Annotated in this window: 15 protein-coding genes; 12 read left to right on the top strand and 3 right to left on the bottom strand. The window is 69.2% G+C overall.

Going from position 1 to position 14,558, the window contains the following annotated elements:
• Positions 1 to 119: 119 nt before the first annotated feature.
• The gene (locus AAHA49_RS00005) at positions 120 to 770 is read right to left on the bottom strand and encodes a GNAT family N-acetyltransferase (RefSeq protein WP_339393956.1); all 651 of its coding nucleotides are present in this window, start codon (positions 768 to 770) and stop codon (positions 120 to 122) included.
• A 40-nt stretch (positions 771 to 810) separates the two neighbouring features.
• Positions 811 to 1,326 carry a flavin reductase family protein gene (locus tag AAHA49_RS00010; RefSeq protein WP_342036764.1) on the bottom strand — a complete coding sequence of 172 codons (516 nt, stop codon included), beginning with the start codon at positions 1,324 to 1,326 and terminating at the stop codon, positions 811 to 813.
• Positions 1,327 to 1,357: 31 nt separating this feature from the next.
• Between AAHA49_RS00010 and AAHA49_RS00015 the strand changes: the two genes are divergently transcribed.
• Together AAHA49_RS00015 and AAHA49_RS00020 are read left to right on the top strand one after the other, a co-directional pair.
• On the top strand, positions 1,358 to 1,612 hold the full coding sequence (locus AAHA49_RS00015; RefSeq protein WP_339393958.1) for a DUF3039 domain-containing protein: 255 nt from the start codon (positions 1,358 to 1,360) through the stop codon (positions 1,610 to 1,612).
• Positions 1,613 to 3,394 (top strand): DEAD/DEAH box helicase, encoded by a 1,782-nt coding sequence (locus tag AAHA49_RS00020; RefSeq protein ID WP_339393959.1) that lies wholly within the window; start codon positions 1,613 to 1,615, stop codon positions 3,392 to 3,394.
• Positions 3,395 to 3,438: 44 nt separating this feature from the next.
• On the opposite strand, the gene AAHA49_RS00025 is transcribed toward AAHA49_RS00020, so the two are convergent.
• Entirely contained in the window at positions 3,439 to 4,758 is a 1,320-nt protein-coding gene (locus AAHA49_RS00025; protein ID WP_339393960.1) for a nicotinate phosphoribosyltransferase, read from the bottom strand.
• Positions 4,759 to 4,810: 52 nt separating this feature from the next.
• Between AAHA49_RS00025 and clpS the strand changes: the two genes are divergently transcribed.
• From clpS to AAHA49_RS00075, 10 genes are all read left to right on the top strand, one after another.
• Positions 4,811 to 5,116 carry an ATP-dependent Clp protease adapter ClpS gene (gene clpS, locus AAHA49_RS00030; RefSeq protein WP_339393962.1) on the top strand — a complete coding sequence of 102 codons (306 nt, stop codon included), beginning with the start codon at positions 4,811 to 4,813 and terminating at the stop codon, positions 5,114 to 5,116.
• A gap of 3 nt (positions 5,117 to 5,119) precedes the next feature.
• On the top strand, positions 5,120 to 5,695 hold the full coding sequence (locus AAHA49_RS00035; protein ID WP_339393963.1) for a DUF2017 family protein: 576 nt from the start codon (positions 5,120 to 5,122) through the stop codon (positions 5,693 to 5,695).
• Positions 5,692 to 6,513: an MBL fold metallo-hydrolase gene (locus AAHA49_RS00040; protein ID WP_339393964.1), complete on the top strand. Its 822-nt coding sequence runs from the start codon at positions 5,692 to 5,694 to the stop codon at positions 6,511 to 6,513. Before AAHA49_RS00035 ends, AAHA49_RS00040 begins: the two co-directional genes overlap by 4 nt.
• Positions 6,514 to 6,551: 38 nt before the next feature.
• Positions 6,552 to 7,277 (top strand): ribonuclease PH, encoded by a 726-nt coding sequence (gene rph / locus AAHA49_RS00045; protein WP_339393965.1) that lies wholly within the window; start codon positions 6,552 to 6,554, stop codon positions 7,275 to 7,277.
• The gene (gene rdgB / locus AAHA49_RS00050) at positions 7,274 to 7,879 is read left to right on the top strand and encodes an RdgB/HAM1 family non-canonical purine NTP pyrophosphatase (protein ID WP_339393966.1); all 606 of its coding nucleotides are present in this window, start codon (positions 7,274 to 7,276) and stop codon (positions 7,877 to 7,879) included. The genes rph and rdgB overlap by 4 nt, the downstream gene beginning before the upstream one ends.
• 130 nt (positions 7,880 to 8,009) lie before the next feature.
• Positions 8,010 to 9,512, top strand: a complete 1,503-nt coding sequence (locus AAHA49_RS00055) for an ABC transporter substrate-binding protein (RefSeq protein ID WP_339393967.1) — start codon at positions 8,010 to 8,012, stop codon at positions 9,510 to 9,512.
• 12 nt (positions 9,513 to 9,524) lie between these two features.
• The gene (locus AAHA49_RS00060) at positions 9,525 to 10,472 is read left to right on the top strand and encodes an ABC transporter permease (protein WP_339393968.1); all 948 of its coding nucleotides are present in this window, start codon (positions 9,525 to 9,527) and stop codon (positions 10,470 to 10,472) included.
• Positions 10,469 to 11,329, top strand: a complete 861-nt coding sequence (locus tag AAHA49_RS00065; protein WP_339393969.1) for an ABC transporter permease — start codon at positions 10,469 to 10,471, stop codon at positions 11,327 to 11,329. Before AAHA49_RS00060 ends, AAHA49_RS00065 begins: the two co-directional genes overlap by 4 nt.
• 1 nt (position 11,330) lies before the next feature.
• Positions 11,331 to 13,079, top strand: a complete 1,749-nt coding sequence (locus AAHA49_RS00070; RefSeq protein ID WP_339393970.1) for a dipeptide ABC transporter ATP-binding protein — start codon at positions 11,331 to 11,333, stop codon at positions 13,077 to 13,079.
• Between the two features lie 26 nt (positions 13,080 to 13,105).
• Positions 13,106 to 14,527, top strand: a complete 1,422-nt coding sequence (locus tag AAHA49_RS00075; protein ID WP_339393971.1) for an amidase — start codon at positions 13,106 to 13,108, stop codon at positions 14,525 to 14,527.
• Positions 14,528 to 14,558 lie beyond the last annotated feature (31 nt).

A 14,558-nucleotide genomic window follows, 5' to 3' on the forward strand; every position in this document is an offset into this window, starting at 1 on the left:
GTTGTGGGAGAGTAAGTGACTGCCGCAATATTCTTCGGGTGGGGGCACTCCTTCAAGGGGTGCCCCCACTTTTTGCATTCACGACCCCGCAACCAGAGCGGCAGCCTGGACCTCGGCGGTCAGCCGGCGTCGAGGCCGAGGAAACGGCGGACCGCCTCGGCGCCGGTGATCCCGACCCCCTCATCGCGGACGAGATCAGCTGCGTCGAGCACGAGCTGGTGCTCACGATGTGCCTGACCGTCCTGGACGACGATGAGCTTCTCACCATTGGGCCGGTACCCGAGCTTCTCCGAGACCCGACGACTCGCATCATTGCCCTCGACATACGCGGTATGGAACACCCGGGTGTCGAAGTACTCGGCGCACGCCGTGAGGAGGGCGCGACGCATCCGTGTGCCGAAGCCCCGACCCTGCTCCGTGAGGGCCAGCCAGGACCCGGTCGTGACCGACAGCGTCTGCGGATAGTCCGTCGCGCTGATGCCCTGCACGCCGACCACGCGGCCGTTGACCCGCACCGTGAACTCGAGAGTCCAGTCCTCCGTGCGGTAGTTCGCCCGTGTGCCCCACTGGTACTGGGCGATCGAGCGGGCGATCTCCTCATCGGTGCCCGAATCCCAATCGACGAGGAACGCCTGGACCCCGTCGCGGCGCACACCGCCGCGGGCGATCTCCGCAAGCTCCCCGTAGTCCGCTTCCCGGGTCGGGGCGAGCTCCATATCGGCGGTGGTGATGCGCAGGCCGAAGGGCGGCCAGATCTGTGCAAGCTCCATGGTCGGAGTCTAACGGTCCTGGTCAGGCCGGCGACTCGTCTCAGCGCGGACCGATCGTGCCGTACGCCTTCCGCCAGCGCAGCAGCGGCCGGCTCTGCCCGCTGCCCGGACTCGCCCCGAGGGCCACGACCTCGCCGACGACGAGACTGTGCGTCGCCACCGTGAGGATGTCGACCGTCCGCAGCTCGAACCACGCGACCGCCCCGCCGATGATCGGCTGCCCCGACCGCGGCGCAGGGGAGTGGTCGACGCCGGCCAGCGCCCCGTAGAGAGGCTGCCCGGTCGCACCGAGGCGCTCGGAGAGATCCCGCTGCTCGGAGGCGAGCACGGAGATCGCGAAGTGCTCGCTCATCTCCAGTGTCTCCATCATCCGCGACCCCGAATAGATGCTCACCGCCATCGTCGGCGGATCATAGGAGACGTCGAGGAACGAATCGACCGTGATCGCGTGCGCCGTGGTGCCCCGCCTCGCCGAGACCACGGCGACGGCCGCAGCGATGTCGTCGCTGAGCTCGCGGTAGCGCTCTGTGAGCGAATACTCGTGGGACCGATCCATGGTTCCCATTCTAGGGAACTACAATGGAGCCATGACCTATCCATCATCAGGCGGTTCAGCCACGATCGAGCGCGAAGCGACCGAGCAGCTCGTCGAACCGGGCGACCACGAGCGCTTCAGCCACTACGCGCCCAAGGACAAGATCATGGAATCCATGGTCACCGGGACGCCGCTCATCGCCCTGTGCGGAAAGGTGTGGGTCCCCACCCGCGACCCCGAGCGCTTCCCCGTGTGCCCGAAGTGCAAAGAGATCTTCGAATCGATGCCTGAAGGACCCAAGGAGTAGATGGCTGCGGAACGTCTCCCCGGGACCTCCGCCGCCGAACAGCTCTCACCGGCCTTCCCCGAGCGCGCCGCGTGGGGAACGGCCGGCAAGCTGCGCGCCTGGCAGGCCGAGGCCCTCGAACTCTACTTCCGCGACCAGCCGAAGGACTTCCTCGCAGTCGCGACCCCGGGCGCCGGCAAGACCACGTTCGCTCTGCGCCTGGCCGCCGAACTGCTCGCCCAGCGCGTCGTCAACCGCGTCACCGTCGTCGCCCCCACCGAACACCTCAAGGTGCAGTGGGCGGACTCCGCGGCCCGCGTCGGCATCAAGCTCGACCCCCACTTCAGGAACTCCCAGGGCAAGCATGCTCCCGGCTACCACGGTGTGGCGCTCACCTATGCCCAGGTCGCCGCGAAGCCCGTCCTCCACCACAACCGCACGGCCGCCGGCCGCACCCTCGTCATCCTCGACGAGGTCCACCACGCCGGCGATGCGCTCTCGTGGGGCGACGCCGTCCGTGAGGCCTTCGGACCCGCGGTGCGAAGGCTCTCGCTGACGGGCACCCCGTTCCGGTCCGACACCTCGCCGATCCCGTTCGTCACCTACGCTCCCGACGACGAGGGCATCCGCACCTCGGTGGCCGACTACTCGTACGGCTACGGCCGCGCCCTCAAGGACTTCGTGGTCCGCCCGGTCCTCTTCCTCGCCTACGCCGGCGCCATGTCATGGCGGACGAAGGCCGGCGACGAGATGTCCCACGTCCTCGGTGAGGAGACGACGAAGGACATCAACTCCCAGGCCTGGCGCACCGCCCTCGACCCTGCCGGCGACTGGATCCCCGCCGTGCTCAAGGCCGCAGACATCCGGCTCACCGAGGTGCGCCGCACCGTGCCCGACGCCGGCGGCCTCGTCATCGCCACCGACCAGGACGCCGCCCGCGCGTATGCGAAGGTGCTGCGTGAGATCACGGGGGAGCGGCCCACGGTCGTCCTCTCCGACGAAGCCGGCGCCTCGGCGCGCATCGAGGAGTTCCAGAACTCGACGGACCGCTGGATGGTCGCGGTGCGCATGGTCTCCGAAGGCGTCGACGTCCCCCGCCTGTGCGTCGGGGTCTACGCGACCTCGTCCTCGACCCCGCTCTTCTTCGCCCAGGCCATCGGACGCTTCGTGCGCGCCCGCAAACGCGGAGAGACGGCCTCGGTGTTCCTGCCCTCCGTCCCGATCCTCCTCGCCCTGGCCAACACGATGGAGGTCGAACGCGACCACGCCCTCGACCGGCCGAAGACCGAGGACGAGAACGACGTCGTCGTCTTCGACGACCAGGCGCTCGAAGCGGCCAACCGGAACGAGGGCGCCTCCGATCAGCTCGGATCCTTCGAGGCCCTCGGCGCGGAAGCGCTCTTCGACCGGGTCCTCTTCGACGGCGGCGAATTCGGCACCGGCGGGGCGATCGGCTCGGAGGACGAACTCGACTTCATCGGCATCCCCGGCCTCCTCGAACCCGACCAGGTCCACGAACTCCTGCGCACCCAGCAGGCCAGGCAGGCCCAGCGCAAGACCGCCGCCGCCCCACCGGCGCCCGAGACGCACACGAGCGAACTCGAGCACCGGGCGATGAAGGAGGAGCGCAACCAGCTCCAGAGCCTCGTCGGCGCATGGTCGCGGCGCACGGGCAAACCGCACAAGACCGTCCACGTCGAACTCCGCAAGGCGTGCGGGGGCCCGGCCGTCGCCCAGGCCACCCGGGAGCAGATCCAAGCCCGGATCAAGCGCCTCCAGGGCTGGTTCGTCGGCCAGAAGTGAGCCGGGCTGGGTTCGAGCCGACCGCGGCTCGAGCCGAACGCGGCTCAGTTCGTGTAGAACACCGTGGGGATCGCCGGCTCCCCGTCCTGCAGGCGGCGCGCCGACCGCGGCAGCTCCGCCAACGACTCGTCATGCCGGGCGCAGGCCTTCTTCACACCGCCGGCACCCGTGAACGAGCGGTCGATCTCCCCGCCGACGACGAGGTCGACCGAGAGCCGACGACCGTCGTCGAGGTCATCGGGCAGGTCGGGGATGCCCACGGCCTCCTCGACGGCGATCGCCCCGTCGATGAGCCGCCTCGCCTCCTTATGACCGCCGCGTGAGGGTTTGCCGGTGGAGTTCTTCGCCACCGCCGTCCACGTGCCCGATTCGTCCGCGCGGGCCACGAGCTTGTAGACGAGTCCCGCCGCCGGAGCACCCGAGCCGGTGACGACGCGGGTGCCCACGCCGTAGGCGTCGACGGGGGAGGCGGCGAGTGCGGCGATCGCGTACTCGTCGAGGTCGCTGGTCACCGTGATCGTCGTGTCCTTCGCCCCGAGGCGGTCGAGTCCCGCCCGGACCTCGCTCGCCTGCTCGATGAGGTCGCCCGAATCGATGCGCACCCCGCCGAGGCGGGGGCCGGCGAGCTCGATCGCCGTCTTCAGAGCCTCCTCGACATCGTAGGTGTCGAGCAGCAGGGTCGTGTCCGTGCCCAGCGACTCGAGCTGGGCGGCGAAGGCCTCCCGCTCGGAGTCGTGGAGGAGGGTGAACGAGTGCGCGGAGGTGCCGATCGTCGGCAGCCCGTAGCGCAGACCGGCTGCGAGGTTCGACGTCGACGCGAAGCCGCCGATGACCGCGGCCCGGGCGGCCGCGACCGCCGCATGCTCGTTGGTCCGCCGCCCGCCCATCTCCGCGCACGGCCGGTCCCCGGCCGCCTGCGCCATGCGGGAGGCCGCCGAGGCGACCGCGCAGTCGTAGTTGAGAGCGGAGAGGATGAGGGTCTCCAGGATGACGCCCTCGGCGAAGCTCGACTCGATCGTGAGCAGGGGAGAGCCGGGGAAGTAGATCTCGCCTTCGGCATAGCCGCGGATCGTGCCCCGGAACCGGTAGTTCGCCAGCCAGTCGATCGTATGCGCGTCGACGATGCGCTCCCGGCTGAGGAACGAGAGCTCCTCGTCGTCGAAGCGGAAGTCCGAGAGCATCTCGAGGATCCGGCCCGTGCCAGCGACGACCCCGTAGCGGCGGCCCGCCGGCAGGCTGCGTCCGAAGACCTCGAAGAGGCTGGGCCGGTGAGCGGCCCCGGACCTCAAGGCGGCCTGCACCATGGTCAGCTCGTACTGATCGGTGAAGAACGCAGTGGAATCGATGCGTGTGAGATCACTCATAGGCGTGATCCTACGTCACGACAGCATCACGGATCTGCCGTATTGTGGAAACGTGAGCAATCCAACGACCCCTGTTCTGGAGCCGGACGTCGGCGTCCGGACCGCCCTGGATCAGGCGCGGCCATGGAAGACCGTGGTCTTCAACGACCCGGTCAATCTCATGAGCTATGTCAGCTACGTCTTCCAGTCCTACTTCGGCTATTCGGCGGAGAAGGCCCACACGCTCATGCTCGAAGTCCACGAGAAGGGCCGCTCCGTCGTCGCCACCGGCGGTCGCGAGGAGATGGAGCGCGACACCCAGGCGATGCACGAATTCGGCCTGTGGGCCGCGTGCCAACCCGAATCAGGATCCGACTGACGCATGGCAGCCATCGACGCTCGTGGGGACGACGTCGTCCTCAGACTCGAGGACAACGAACGCTCCCTCATGCTCACCGTCTTCACCGACCTTGCAGCCCTGCTCGCCGAGGACGAGGACGCCGAAGGGCGACCCGACTCGGAGAACTGGGAGGCCCGTCTCGGGCTCGTCGACCGTCCCCGCCCCGAGGACCCGGCGCTGCTGCGACTCTTCCCCGACGTCGATCCCCTCGACGAGGAGCGCTCGGCCGAGTTCCGCCGCCTCACCGAGTTCGACCTCGCCCAGGCGAAGGCCCACAATGTGCGCATCATCGTCGCGGGACTCCGGCGAGGCGCGGCGATCACGCTGAGCCGAGACGAAGTGCTCGCGTGGATGAAGGGACTCAACGATCTCCGGCTCGTCCTCGCCGTGCGCCTGGGCATCGACACCGAGGAGGCGCAGGAGGACAAGTACGCCCACCGCGGCGACCTCGACGAGTCCGAAGAGCTCACCCTGACCCTGTACGACTTCCTGACCTGGATTCAGGACCGACTGACGATGACCCTGCTCTCCGAGATGCAGGGGGATGACGACGAATGAAACTCACCGCCTTGGGCACCGCCGGATCCTTCCCCGGACCCGGCTCCTCAGCCAGCTGCTACCTCGTCGAGACCGAGGAGGAGAAGCCGACCCGCGTCGTCCTCGACCTCGGCTCCGGGGCGCTGACCCCTCTGCAGCGGGCGATCGACCTCGACTCGATCTCCGCGGTCGTGCTCAGCCACCTCCACCCCGACCACTGCATGGACATGCTCGGCTTCTACGTGCGCCACAGCTACGATCCGCGCTTCTTCTCCGGCGACGTCACCGACACCGGCACGATCCGCACCCGCACCGCCGTCTACGCCCCCGCAGGCGCCCAGGAGCGCCTGACCCGGGCCTACCACACCGATCCGGGGAAGTCCCCGACGGCCGGAGGCTGTGAGGACACGGACTTCTCCCGGGCCTTCGAGTTCGTCGACCTCGACCATCGCCTGGTCTGGCAGGTGGGCTCGCTCACCCTCGAGGCCTTCCTCGTCGACCACCCCGTGGAGACCTACGCGGTGCGGATCACCGACGCAAAAGGATCCGTCATCGTCTACTCCGGCGACACCGACGAGTGCGAGAACCTCGTCGAGGCCGCCCGCGACGCCGACCTCTTCCTCTGCGAAGCCGCCTTCCAGGAGGGCAGGGACTCATCCCGCGGCGTCCACCTCACCGGACGCCGCGCCGGCCGCGTGGCGACGAACGCCGACGTCCGCTCCCTCGTGCTCACCCACATCCCGGTGTGGACCGACTGCACGATCGTGCGCGGGGAAGCCGCAGGAGAGTACCGCGGACCCATCGAACTGGCCAAACCCGAAGCCTGGTGGAGCGTGTGAGCGCCACCGGGGAGACGACACCGACAGGAAGGGCGAGCATGGCACGCGCAGACGGACGAGCAGCGGATGAGCTCCGCGATGTGCGGATCACCCGCAACTGGATCACGACGGCCGAGGGGTCGGCGCTCATCGAGTTCGGCAACACGCGTGTGCTCTGCGCCGCCTCCCTGACCGAAGGGGTGCCGCGCTGGCTCAAGGGCCAAGGCCGCGGCTGGGTGACCGCCGAGTACGCGATGCTCCCGCGCGCCACGGACTCCCGCAGCACCCGCGAATCCGTCAAGGGCAAGCTCGGTGGACGCACCCACGAGATCTCCCGCCTCATCGGACGCAGCCTGCGGGCCGTCATCGACATGACGAAGCTCGGCGAGAACACCCTCGTCCTCGACTGCGATGTCCTCCAGGCCGACGGCGGAACCCGCACCGCGTCGATCACAGGCGCCTACGTCGCCATGGCCGACGCCATCGACAAGGGCCGCTCATCGGGGATCATCCCCGCCGCCAACAAGCCCCTGACCGACTCCGTCGCCGCGATCAGCGTCGGCATCATCGACGGCCAGCCCCTCCTCGACCTGCCCTACGTCGAGGACTCCCGCGCCGAGACCGACATGAACGTCGTCATGACCGGGTCGGGCAAGTTCATCGAAGTCCAGGGCACCGCCGAAGGCGCCCCCTTCGACCGCGACGAGCTCTCGGCCCTGCTCGACCTCGCCGCGAAGGGCTGCACCGACCTCACCGCACTCCAGGCCGAAGTCCTGGCCCGATGACGACGTTCGTCCTCGCCACCCGCAACGAGAAGAAGAAGCGCGAGCTCCTCCAGATCCTCCTTCCCGTCCTCGGTGAGGACACCGAGATCCGCACCGCCGCCGAGGCGGGACTCGCCGACGTCCCCGAGACCGGGGTGACGTTCGCCGAGAACGCGCTCATCAAAGCGCGCGCCGCCGCCGTGGCCACCGGCCTGACCGCGATCGCCGACGACTCCGGGATCGCCGTCGACGTGCTCGGCGGGGCTCCCGGGATCTTCTCCGCCCGCTGGGCCGGGCGCCATGGCGACGACCGGGCCAACCTCGAACTCCTCCTCGCGCAGCTCGGCGACATCGCCGAGGAGCACCGCGGTGCGCAGTTCCGCTGCGCGGCTGCCGCGGTGACCCCCGACGGCCGCGAGTTCGTCGCCGAAGGGGCGATGCCCGGACACCTCGCCGCCGCCCCGGCCGGTGAGGGCGGCTTCGGCTACGACCCGATCTTCGTTCCCGCAGGGTCGACGAAGAGCGCGGCGCAGATGACGCCCGAGGAGAAGAACGCCCGCTCGCATCGGCGGATCGCCTTCGACGGCCTTGCCGCCATCCTCGCCGAGCAGACGGGACTCTGAGCGCCCCTTGCCGCCTCGGCGACACCGTTCCCGGTCAGCGGCTCACGATGTGATCATGGACACATCTTCACAGGGTCTTCTCGGTTAGACTGAGCGAGCCGATGGGCGTTGACGAACTACGAGGTGAACCATGACGATTCCGCGCACCGCCCTTCTGGGCGCAGCAGCAGCGGCCCTTGCCCTTGTCCTCTCCGCCTGCTCGGCCGGCGCCTCGTCGCCCGGAGACGATGAGCAGAAGGACTCGATGGCGATCGCATTCACCGCCGAACCCGTCAACCTCGACTTCACCTCGACCTCGGGAGTGGCCATCCCCGAGGCGCTCATGGAGAACGTGTACGAGTCCCTCGTCCGGCTCGACGAATCAGGCAAGGTCCAGCCGGCGCTCGCCGAGGACTGGACGGTCTCGCAGGACCGGAAGACCTACACCTTCACCCTCCGTGACGGCGTGAAGTTCTCCAACGGGGCCGACCTGACGAGTGAGGACGTGAAATTCTCCTACGAGCGGGTCAAGAGCGACTGGAAGAACGCGCTCAAGGCGAAGATGGACGTCGTCGACTCGATCGCGACCCCCGACGAGAAGACCGTCGAGATCACCCTGGCCAAGCCCTCGAACCAGTGGCTGTTCAACCTCACCACCCTCGTCGGCGCGGTCTTCGACACCGAAGGCACCGGGGATCTCGCGAATCAGGCGATCGGCACCGGACCGTACACGATCGAGAAGTTCACCCGCGGACAGTCGATCGACTTCGCCGCCAGGGGCGACTACTGGGGTGAGGCGCCGGCGGTGAAGAACGTCGAGTTCAAGTACTTCAAGGACGCGGTGTCGGCCGCCAATGCGCTGAAGTCCGGAGAGATCGACATCGTCTCGAACCTCCAGGCCCCGGAACTCGCCGGGGACTTCCAGAGCGCTGATTACCAGATCATCTCGGGCACGACGAACGGCGAGGTCGTGCTGTCGATGAACAATGCCGAGGGGATCTTCACCGACAAGCGGGCCCGCGAAGCGGTGATGTACGCGATCGACCGCAAGGCCGTGCTCGACACCGCGTGGGCCGGCTACGGAGAGCTCATCGGCTCGATGGTTCCCCCGACCGATCCCTATTACGAGGACCTCACCGGGGTGTGGCCGTACGACCCGCAGAAGGCGAAGGACCTTGTGAAGGAGGCGGGACTCGAGGGGAAGGAGTTCGCCTTCACCGTCCCCAACCTCCCGTACGCCAAGGCGATCTCCGAGATCGTGTCCTCGCAGCTGAACGAAGTGGGACTCAAGGCGAAGATCGAGACGCAGGAGTTCCCCGCGGTGTGGCTCGACAAGACGTTCACGAAGCACGAATACGACATGTCGGTGATCAACCACGCCGAACCCCGGGATCTGCTCACGGTCTTCTCCTCGGATTACTACACCGGCTACGACGATGAGAAGATCAAGGCGCTCGCGGAGAAGGCCGACACGGGTACGGAGGAGGAGTACATCTCCGGGATGAAGGACATCGCCCGGACGATCACCGAGGACGCCGCCGCGGACTTCCTCTTCCTCTTCCCCAACCTCGTCGTCGCGAAGGCCGACATCGCTGGCATCCCCGCCAACCGCGTCTCGGATGCCTTCCGCATCGCCGACCTCAGCTGGAACTGACCTGCGCCGACCATGATCGCCTACATCCTCGGTCGGCTCGTCCAGTTCCTGCTCTCCCTCCTCGTCGCCTCGGTGGCGGTGTTCGCGCTCATGAGCGTCCTGCCCGGCAATGCCGCGCAGGTGGCTTTGGGCACGAACGCCACCCCGGAGGCCGTGGCCGCACTCGAAGCCCAGTACGGTCTCGACCAGCCTCCGCTCGTGCGCTACCTCGACTGGCTGGGCGGGATGCTGCGCGGGGACTTCGGGACCTCGTATGTCACGGGCGCCCCGATCACCCCGGTCATCGTCGACAGCGTCCAGGTCACCCTCATCCTCGTCATCGCATCGATCATCCTCGCCGTGCTCATCGCCGTGCCCTTGGGCACCGTCGCCGCCCTCGAACAGCGCACCTGGGTGGGGTCGACGATCTCCGCGCTCAGCCAGGTCGGGATCGCGGTGCCGAACTTCCTCGCAGCGATCCTCCTCGTCATGGTCTTCTCGCTCACCCTGGGCTGGTTCCCCTCGCAGGGGTGGATGGCACCGATCGAGGGGTTCGGAGGGTTCCTCGCCCGACTCGTGCTGCCCGTCGTCTCCCTCGCCCTCGTCCAGGCGGCGATCCTCACCCGCTACGTGCGGTCGGCCGTGCTCGACGTCATGCGTGAGGACTTCATCCGCACCGCCCGTGCGAAAGGGCTGACCCGCTCGCGGGCTCTCTTCCGGCACGGACTGCGCAACGCCGCGATCCCCGTCATCACGGTCGCCGGAGTCCAGTTGGCGACCCTGCTCGTCGGCGCCGTGGTCATCGAGCAGATCTTCGTCATCCCCGGCATCGGCTCCGAACTCGTCCGCGCCGTGTCCAACCGCGACCTCGTCGCCGTCCAGGGCATCGTCATGGTCCTCATCGTGCTCGTGCTCATCATCAACTTCACAGTCGACCTCCTCTACCCGGTCATCGACCCCAGACTGCGGAGCGCGGCATGAGCGCGCCGCGCACCCGCGCCCGGTCGCGACGGCGGATCGGGGCGCCGATGGTCATCGGCGCCGTCCTCGTCTCACTCGTCGTCCTCCTCGCCGTGGTCTCCTTCGTCTGGACCCCGTACGATCCGGCCGCGATCGACCCGACGCAGCGCCTGCTCTCGGGCAGCCCCGACCATCCCTTCGGCACCGACCAGTTCGGCCGGGACACCCTGACGTGGATCATGTACGGGGCGAGGATCACCCTCATGGTCGGCCTCGTCGCCGTCGGCATCGCCCTGCTCATCGGCACCCCGATCGGCATCCTCGCCGCGGTCTTCGCCCAGTACCGGTGGGGCATGTGGCTGAGTGCGCTCATCATGCGCGCCAACGACATCCTCCTCGCCTTCCCCGCGCTGCTCCTGGCGATCATCTTCGCCGCCGTCACCCAGCCGGGCACGGGACCGGCGATGCTCGCCGTCGGCATCGCCTCGATCCCCGGGTTCGCGCGGGTCGCCCGCTCGGGGACGATGCAGGTGCTCGGCTCCGAATACGTCCGCGCCGCCCGGGCGGCCAACCGCAGTGCCGCCGCGATCGCGGTCGTCCATGTGCTGCCGAACATCGCCGGCATGGTCATCGTCCAGGCTTCGGTGACGTTCGCCCTCTCCGTCCTCGCCGAGGCGGGACTGTCCTTCCTCGGCCTCGGCACGCAGGCCCCGGTGCCCTCATGGGGGCGGATGCTCCAGGAGTCCCAGCAGTTCCTCGCCAGCCAGCCCGAGCTGGCCCTGTGGCCGGGGCTGTTCATCGCGCTCGCCGTCCTCGGGTTCAACCTCCTCGGCGACGGACTCCGCGACCGCTTCGACCCGAAGATGGAGGTGCGCTGAGATGGCCGAGACGCTCGTCGACGTCACCGACCTCACGATCACCCCGGCCGGGTCGCCGACCCCCGTCCTCGACTCCGTGTCCCTTTCCATCCGTGCGGGGGAGCGGGTCGGGCTCATCGGCGAATCCGGGTCCGGCAAGTCGCTGACCGCGGCCTCGATCATGGGTCTCCTCCCCGAAGAGCTGCACGCGAGCGGGACGGTGACGGTCGCAGGCTTCGCCGGCAACGTGCTCACGGCGAAGGAGAAGCGGCTCGCCCGGATGCGCTCGGACCTCGTCTCGATGGTCTTCCAGGAGCCGATGAGCGCCCTCAACCCGCTCATGCGGGTGGGCGATCAGATCGCCGAAGTGCTCCGCCTCCACGGCAGCGTCCCCCGCGCTGCGATCCCGGCCCGGGTCCGGGAGCTCCTCGTCAGCGTGCGCATGCCCGATCCCGACAGCGCTCGGTTCGCCTACCCGCACCAGCTCTCCGGCGGGCAGAGGCAGCGCGTCATGCTCGCGATCGCCCTGGCGAACACGCCGCGCCTGCTCATCTGCGACGAACCGACGACCGCGCTCGACGTCACCGTCCAGAAGCAGATGCTCGACCTCATCTCCGAACGTGTCAATGCCGTCGACGCGGGCCTGCTCTTCATCACCCACGACCTCGCCGTCGTCGCCGGCATGTGCGAACGCGTCATCGTCATGTACCAGGGGCGCATCGTCGAGACCGGGGACGTCGAGGCGATCTTCACCGCCCCGCAGAACCCCTACACCCGTGGACTCCTCGCCTCCTCGGACCTCGCGGCCACCGATGCGGACGGGAAGCTGTTCACCCTGCGCACCGCGGGGGACTACTCGGGACCCGGCGAGGGCGAGCCGGCGGTGACCCGCCCTCGCAGCACCGCCTCGGCGGGGACCGGGCTGACCAACGAGGACACGACCGCCTCGGCGGGGGAGGACCCACCGGGCGCACCTCCGCTCATCGAGGTGGCGGGAGTGTCGAAGATCTACCGTCCCGGGGGACTGGTGCTGCGCCGCAAAGCGCCGGTGCAGGCCCTCGACGAGGTGAGCTTCACGGTGCGGCGCGGTCAGCGCCTGGGCATCGTCGGGGAGTCCGGCTCGGGGAAGTCGACGCTGCTGAACATCCTCTCCGGCCTCGACCAGCCGAGCGCCGGGCATGTGCGGGTCGGCGACATCGCCGTCGAATCCGCGTCCGCCGCGGGCCTGCGGCGACTGCGCGAGAACCTCCAGATCGTCTTCCAGGACCCCTTCGCCTCCCTCGACCCGCGGATGCGGGTCGAAGACATCGTCGCGGAGCCCCTCGTCGCCAAGGGCGTGGGACGTGAGGCCCGCCTGAGCGAGGTCGAGGCGATGCTCGACGCCGTCGACCTCGACCCCGCGTCGATGCGCCGCTACCCTCACCAGTTCTCCGGTGGGCAGCGGCAGCGGATCTCGATCGCCCGGGCGCTCATCACCCGGCCGCAGATCCTCGTCGCCGACGAACCGGTCTCCGCGCTCGACGTCTCCGTCCGTGCCCAGGTGCTCAACCTGCTCACCGACTTGGTCGACGACTACGCGCTCACCCTGCTCTTCGTCTCCCACGACCTCGGCGTCGTCAGGCACCTGTGCTCCGAGGTCATCGTCATGAAGGACGGACGCATCGTCGAGGCGGGAGAGACGGAGGCGGTCTACGACCAACCGCGCGAGGAGTATACGAAGAGCCTCATCGCGGCGACCCCCAACCTCGCCGCCGCGCTTGCGACCGGGTGAGGCCCGGGAACCATCGGGAGGATGAGATGACGACGACGGAGCCTGGCACGACCCTGGCCGACCTCAGCGCCGCAGCGATGAGCGCCGGATTCGCCGCGGGGACGTTCACGCCGCTCGAGGTGCTCGCCGACGTGCACGCGCGCATGGATGCCTGCGAACCGGTCGTCAACGCCCTCCACCACCGCGACGACGCGCGCTCGACCACGGCCGCCGAGGCGGCGGCCCGCCGCTGGGAGACCGGCCGGCAGCGCGGCGGGCTCGACGGGGTGCCGGTGACGATCAAGGAGAACATCGCCCGCAGGGGAGTGCCGATGCCCTCGGGCCATGCGTGGGTCGAGATGCCCGTGGCCGACCACGACGCCCCGATCACCCAGCGTCTCGAAGAAGCCGGGGCGATCATCGTCGGGTCGACGACGATGCCGGACTGGGGGATGCTGTCCTCCGGAGTCTCCTCCCTCCACGGCATCACCCGGTCCCCGCTCGACCCGACCCTGACCACGGGCGGGTCGAGTGCGGGAGCCGGGGCCGCGGCGGCCGCGGGCTACGGACCCATCCACATCGGCTCCGACATCGGCGGGTCGATCCGCCTGCCGTGCACGTGGCTCGGGCTCGCCGGACTCAAACCGAGCTTCGGCCGGGTGCCCCTCGATGCCCCGTACATGGGCCGCTGTGCGGGGCCGCTCGCCCGCACCATGGCCGACGTCGCCCTGGCGATGAGCGTGATCTCGGCACCCGATGACCGCGACTGGACCCGACTGCCGGCGCTCGCCGTCGACGACCCCCGGGACGAGGCGGGTGCCGACTTCGACCCCGCCGGTCTGCGCATCGGACTCCACCTCGACGCCGGCTGCGGCGTGCCGGCGTCACCGGAGACCCTGGCGGTCGTCGCCGAGGCGGCCGAGCGGTTCCGTGCCGCCGGTGCCGAGATCGTGCCGATCGACCCATTCATCGACGACGCGCTGCTGGCGGACATGGACCTGTTCTGGCGGGTCCGGTCGTGGAACGACCTCCGGGGCCTCCCGATCGCCGAGCAGGCGCTCATCCTGCCCTACATCCGGGCGTGGGCGCAGGGCGGGGCCGATGTGACGGGGACGAGGCTCATGGACTGCTACCACAGTGTGCAGGAGATCCGGCGGCGCACCGTGGCGGCGACGGCGGACCTCGACCTCGTGCTCTCCCCGGTGGCGCCGGATGCCGCGTTCCCCGCCGAACAGCCGATGCCCTACCCGGACGTCTCGCAGCCCATGGGCCACATCGGCTTCACGATGCCCTTCAACATGTCCGAACAGCCTGCCGCCTCCGTGCACGCGGGCTTCACGGACGACGGACGCACGATCGGGGTGCAGATCGCCGGGAGGCGCTTCGCCGACGGCGTCGTCATGGCCGCAGGCCGCTGGTTCGAGGCGGCCGCGGCGGTGCCGGCGCCGCAGCGCTTCGATCTCGGCTGAAACGCCGATCGCCGGGACTCCGTGCGGAGTC

It is taken from the genome of Brevibacterium ammoniilyticum (assembly GCF_038429965.1).
Lineage (GTDB): Bacteria > Actinomycetota > Actinomycetes > Actinomycetales > Brevibacteriaceae > Brevibacterium > Brevibacterium ammoniilyticum.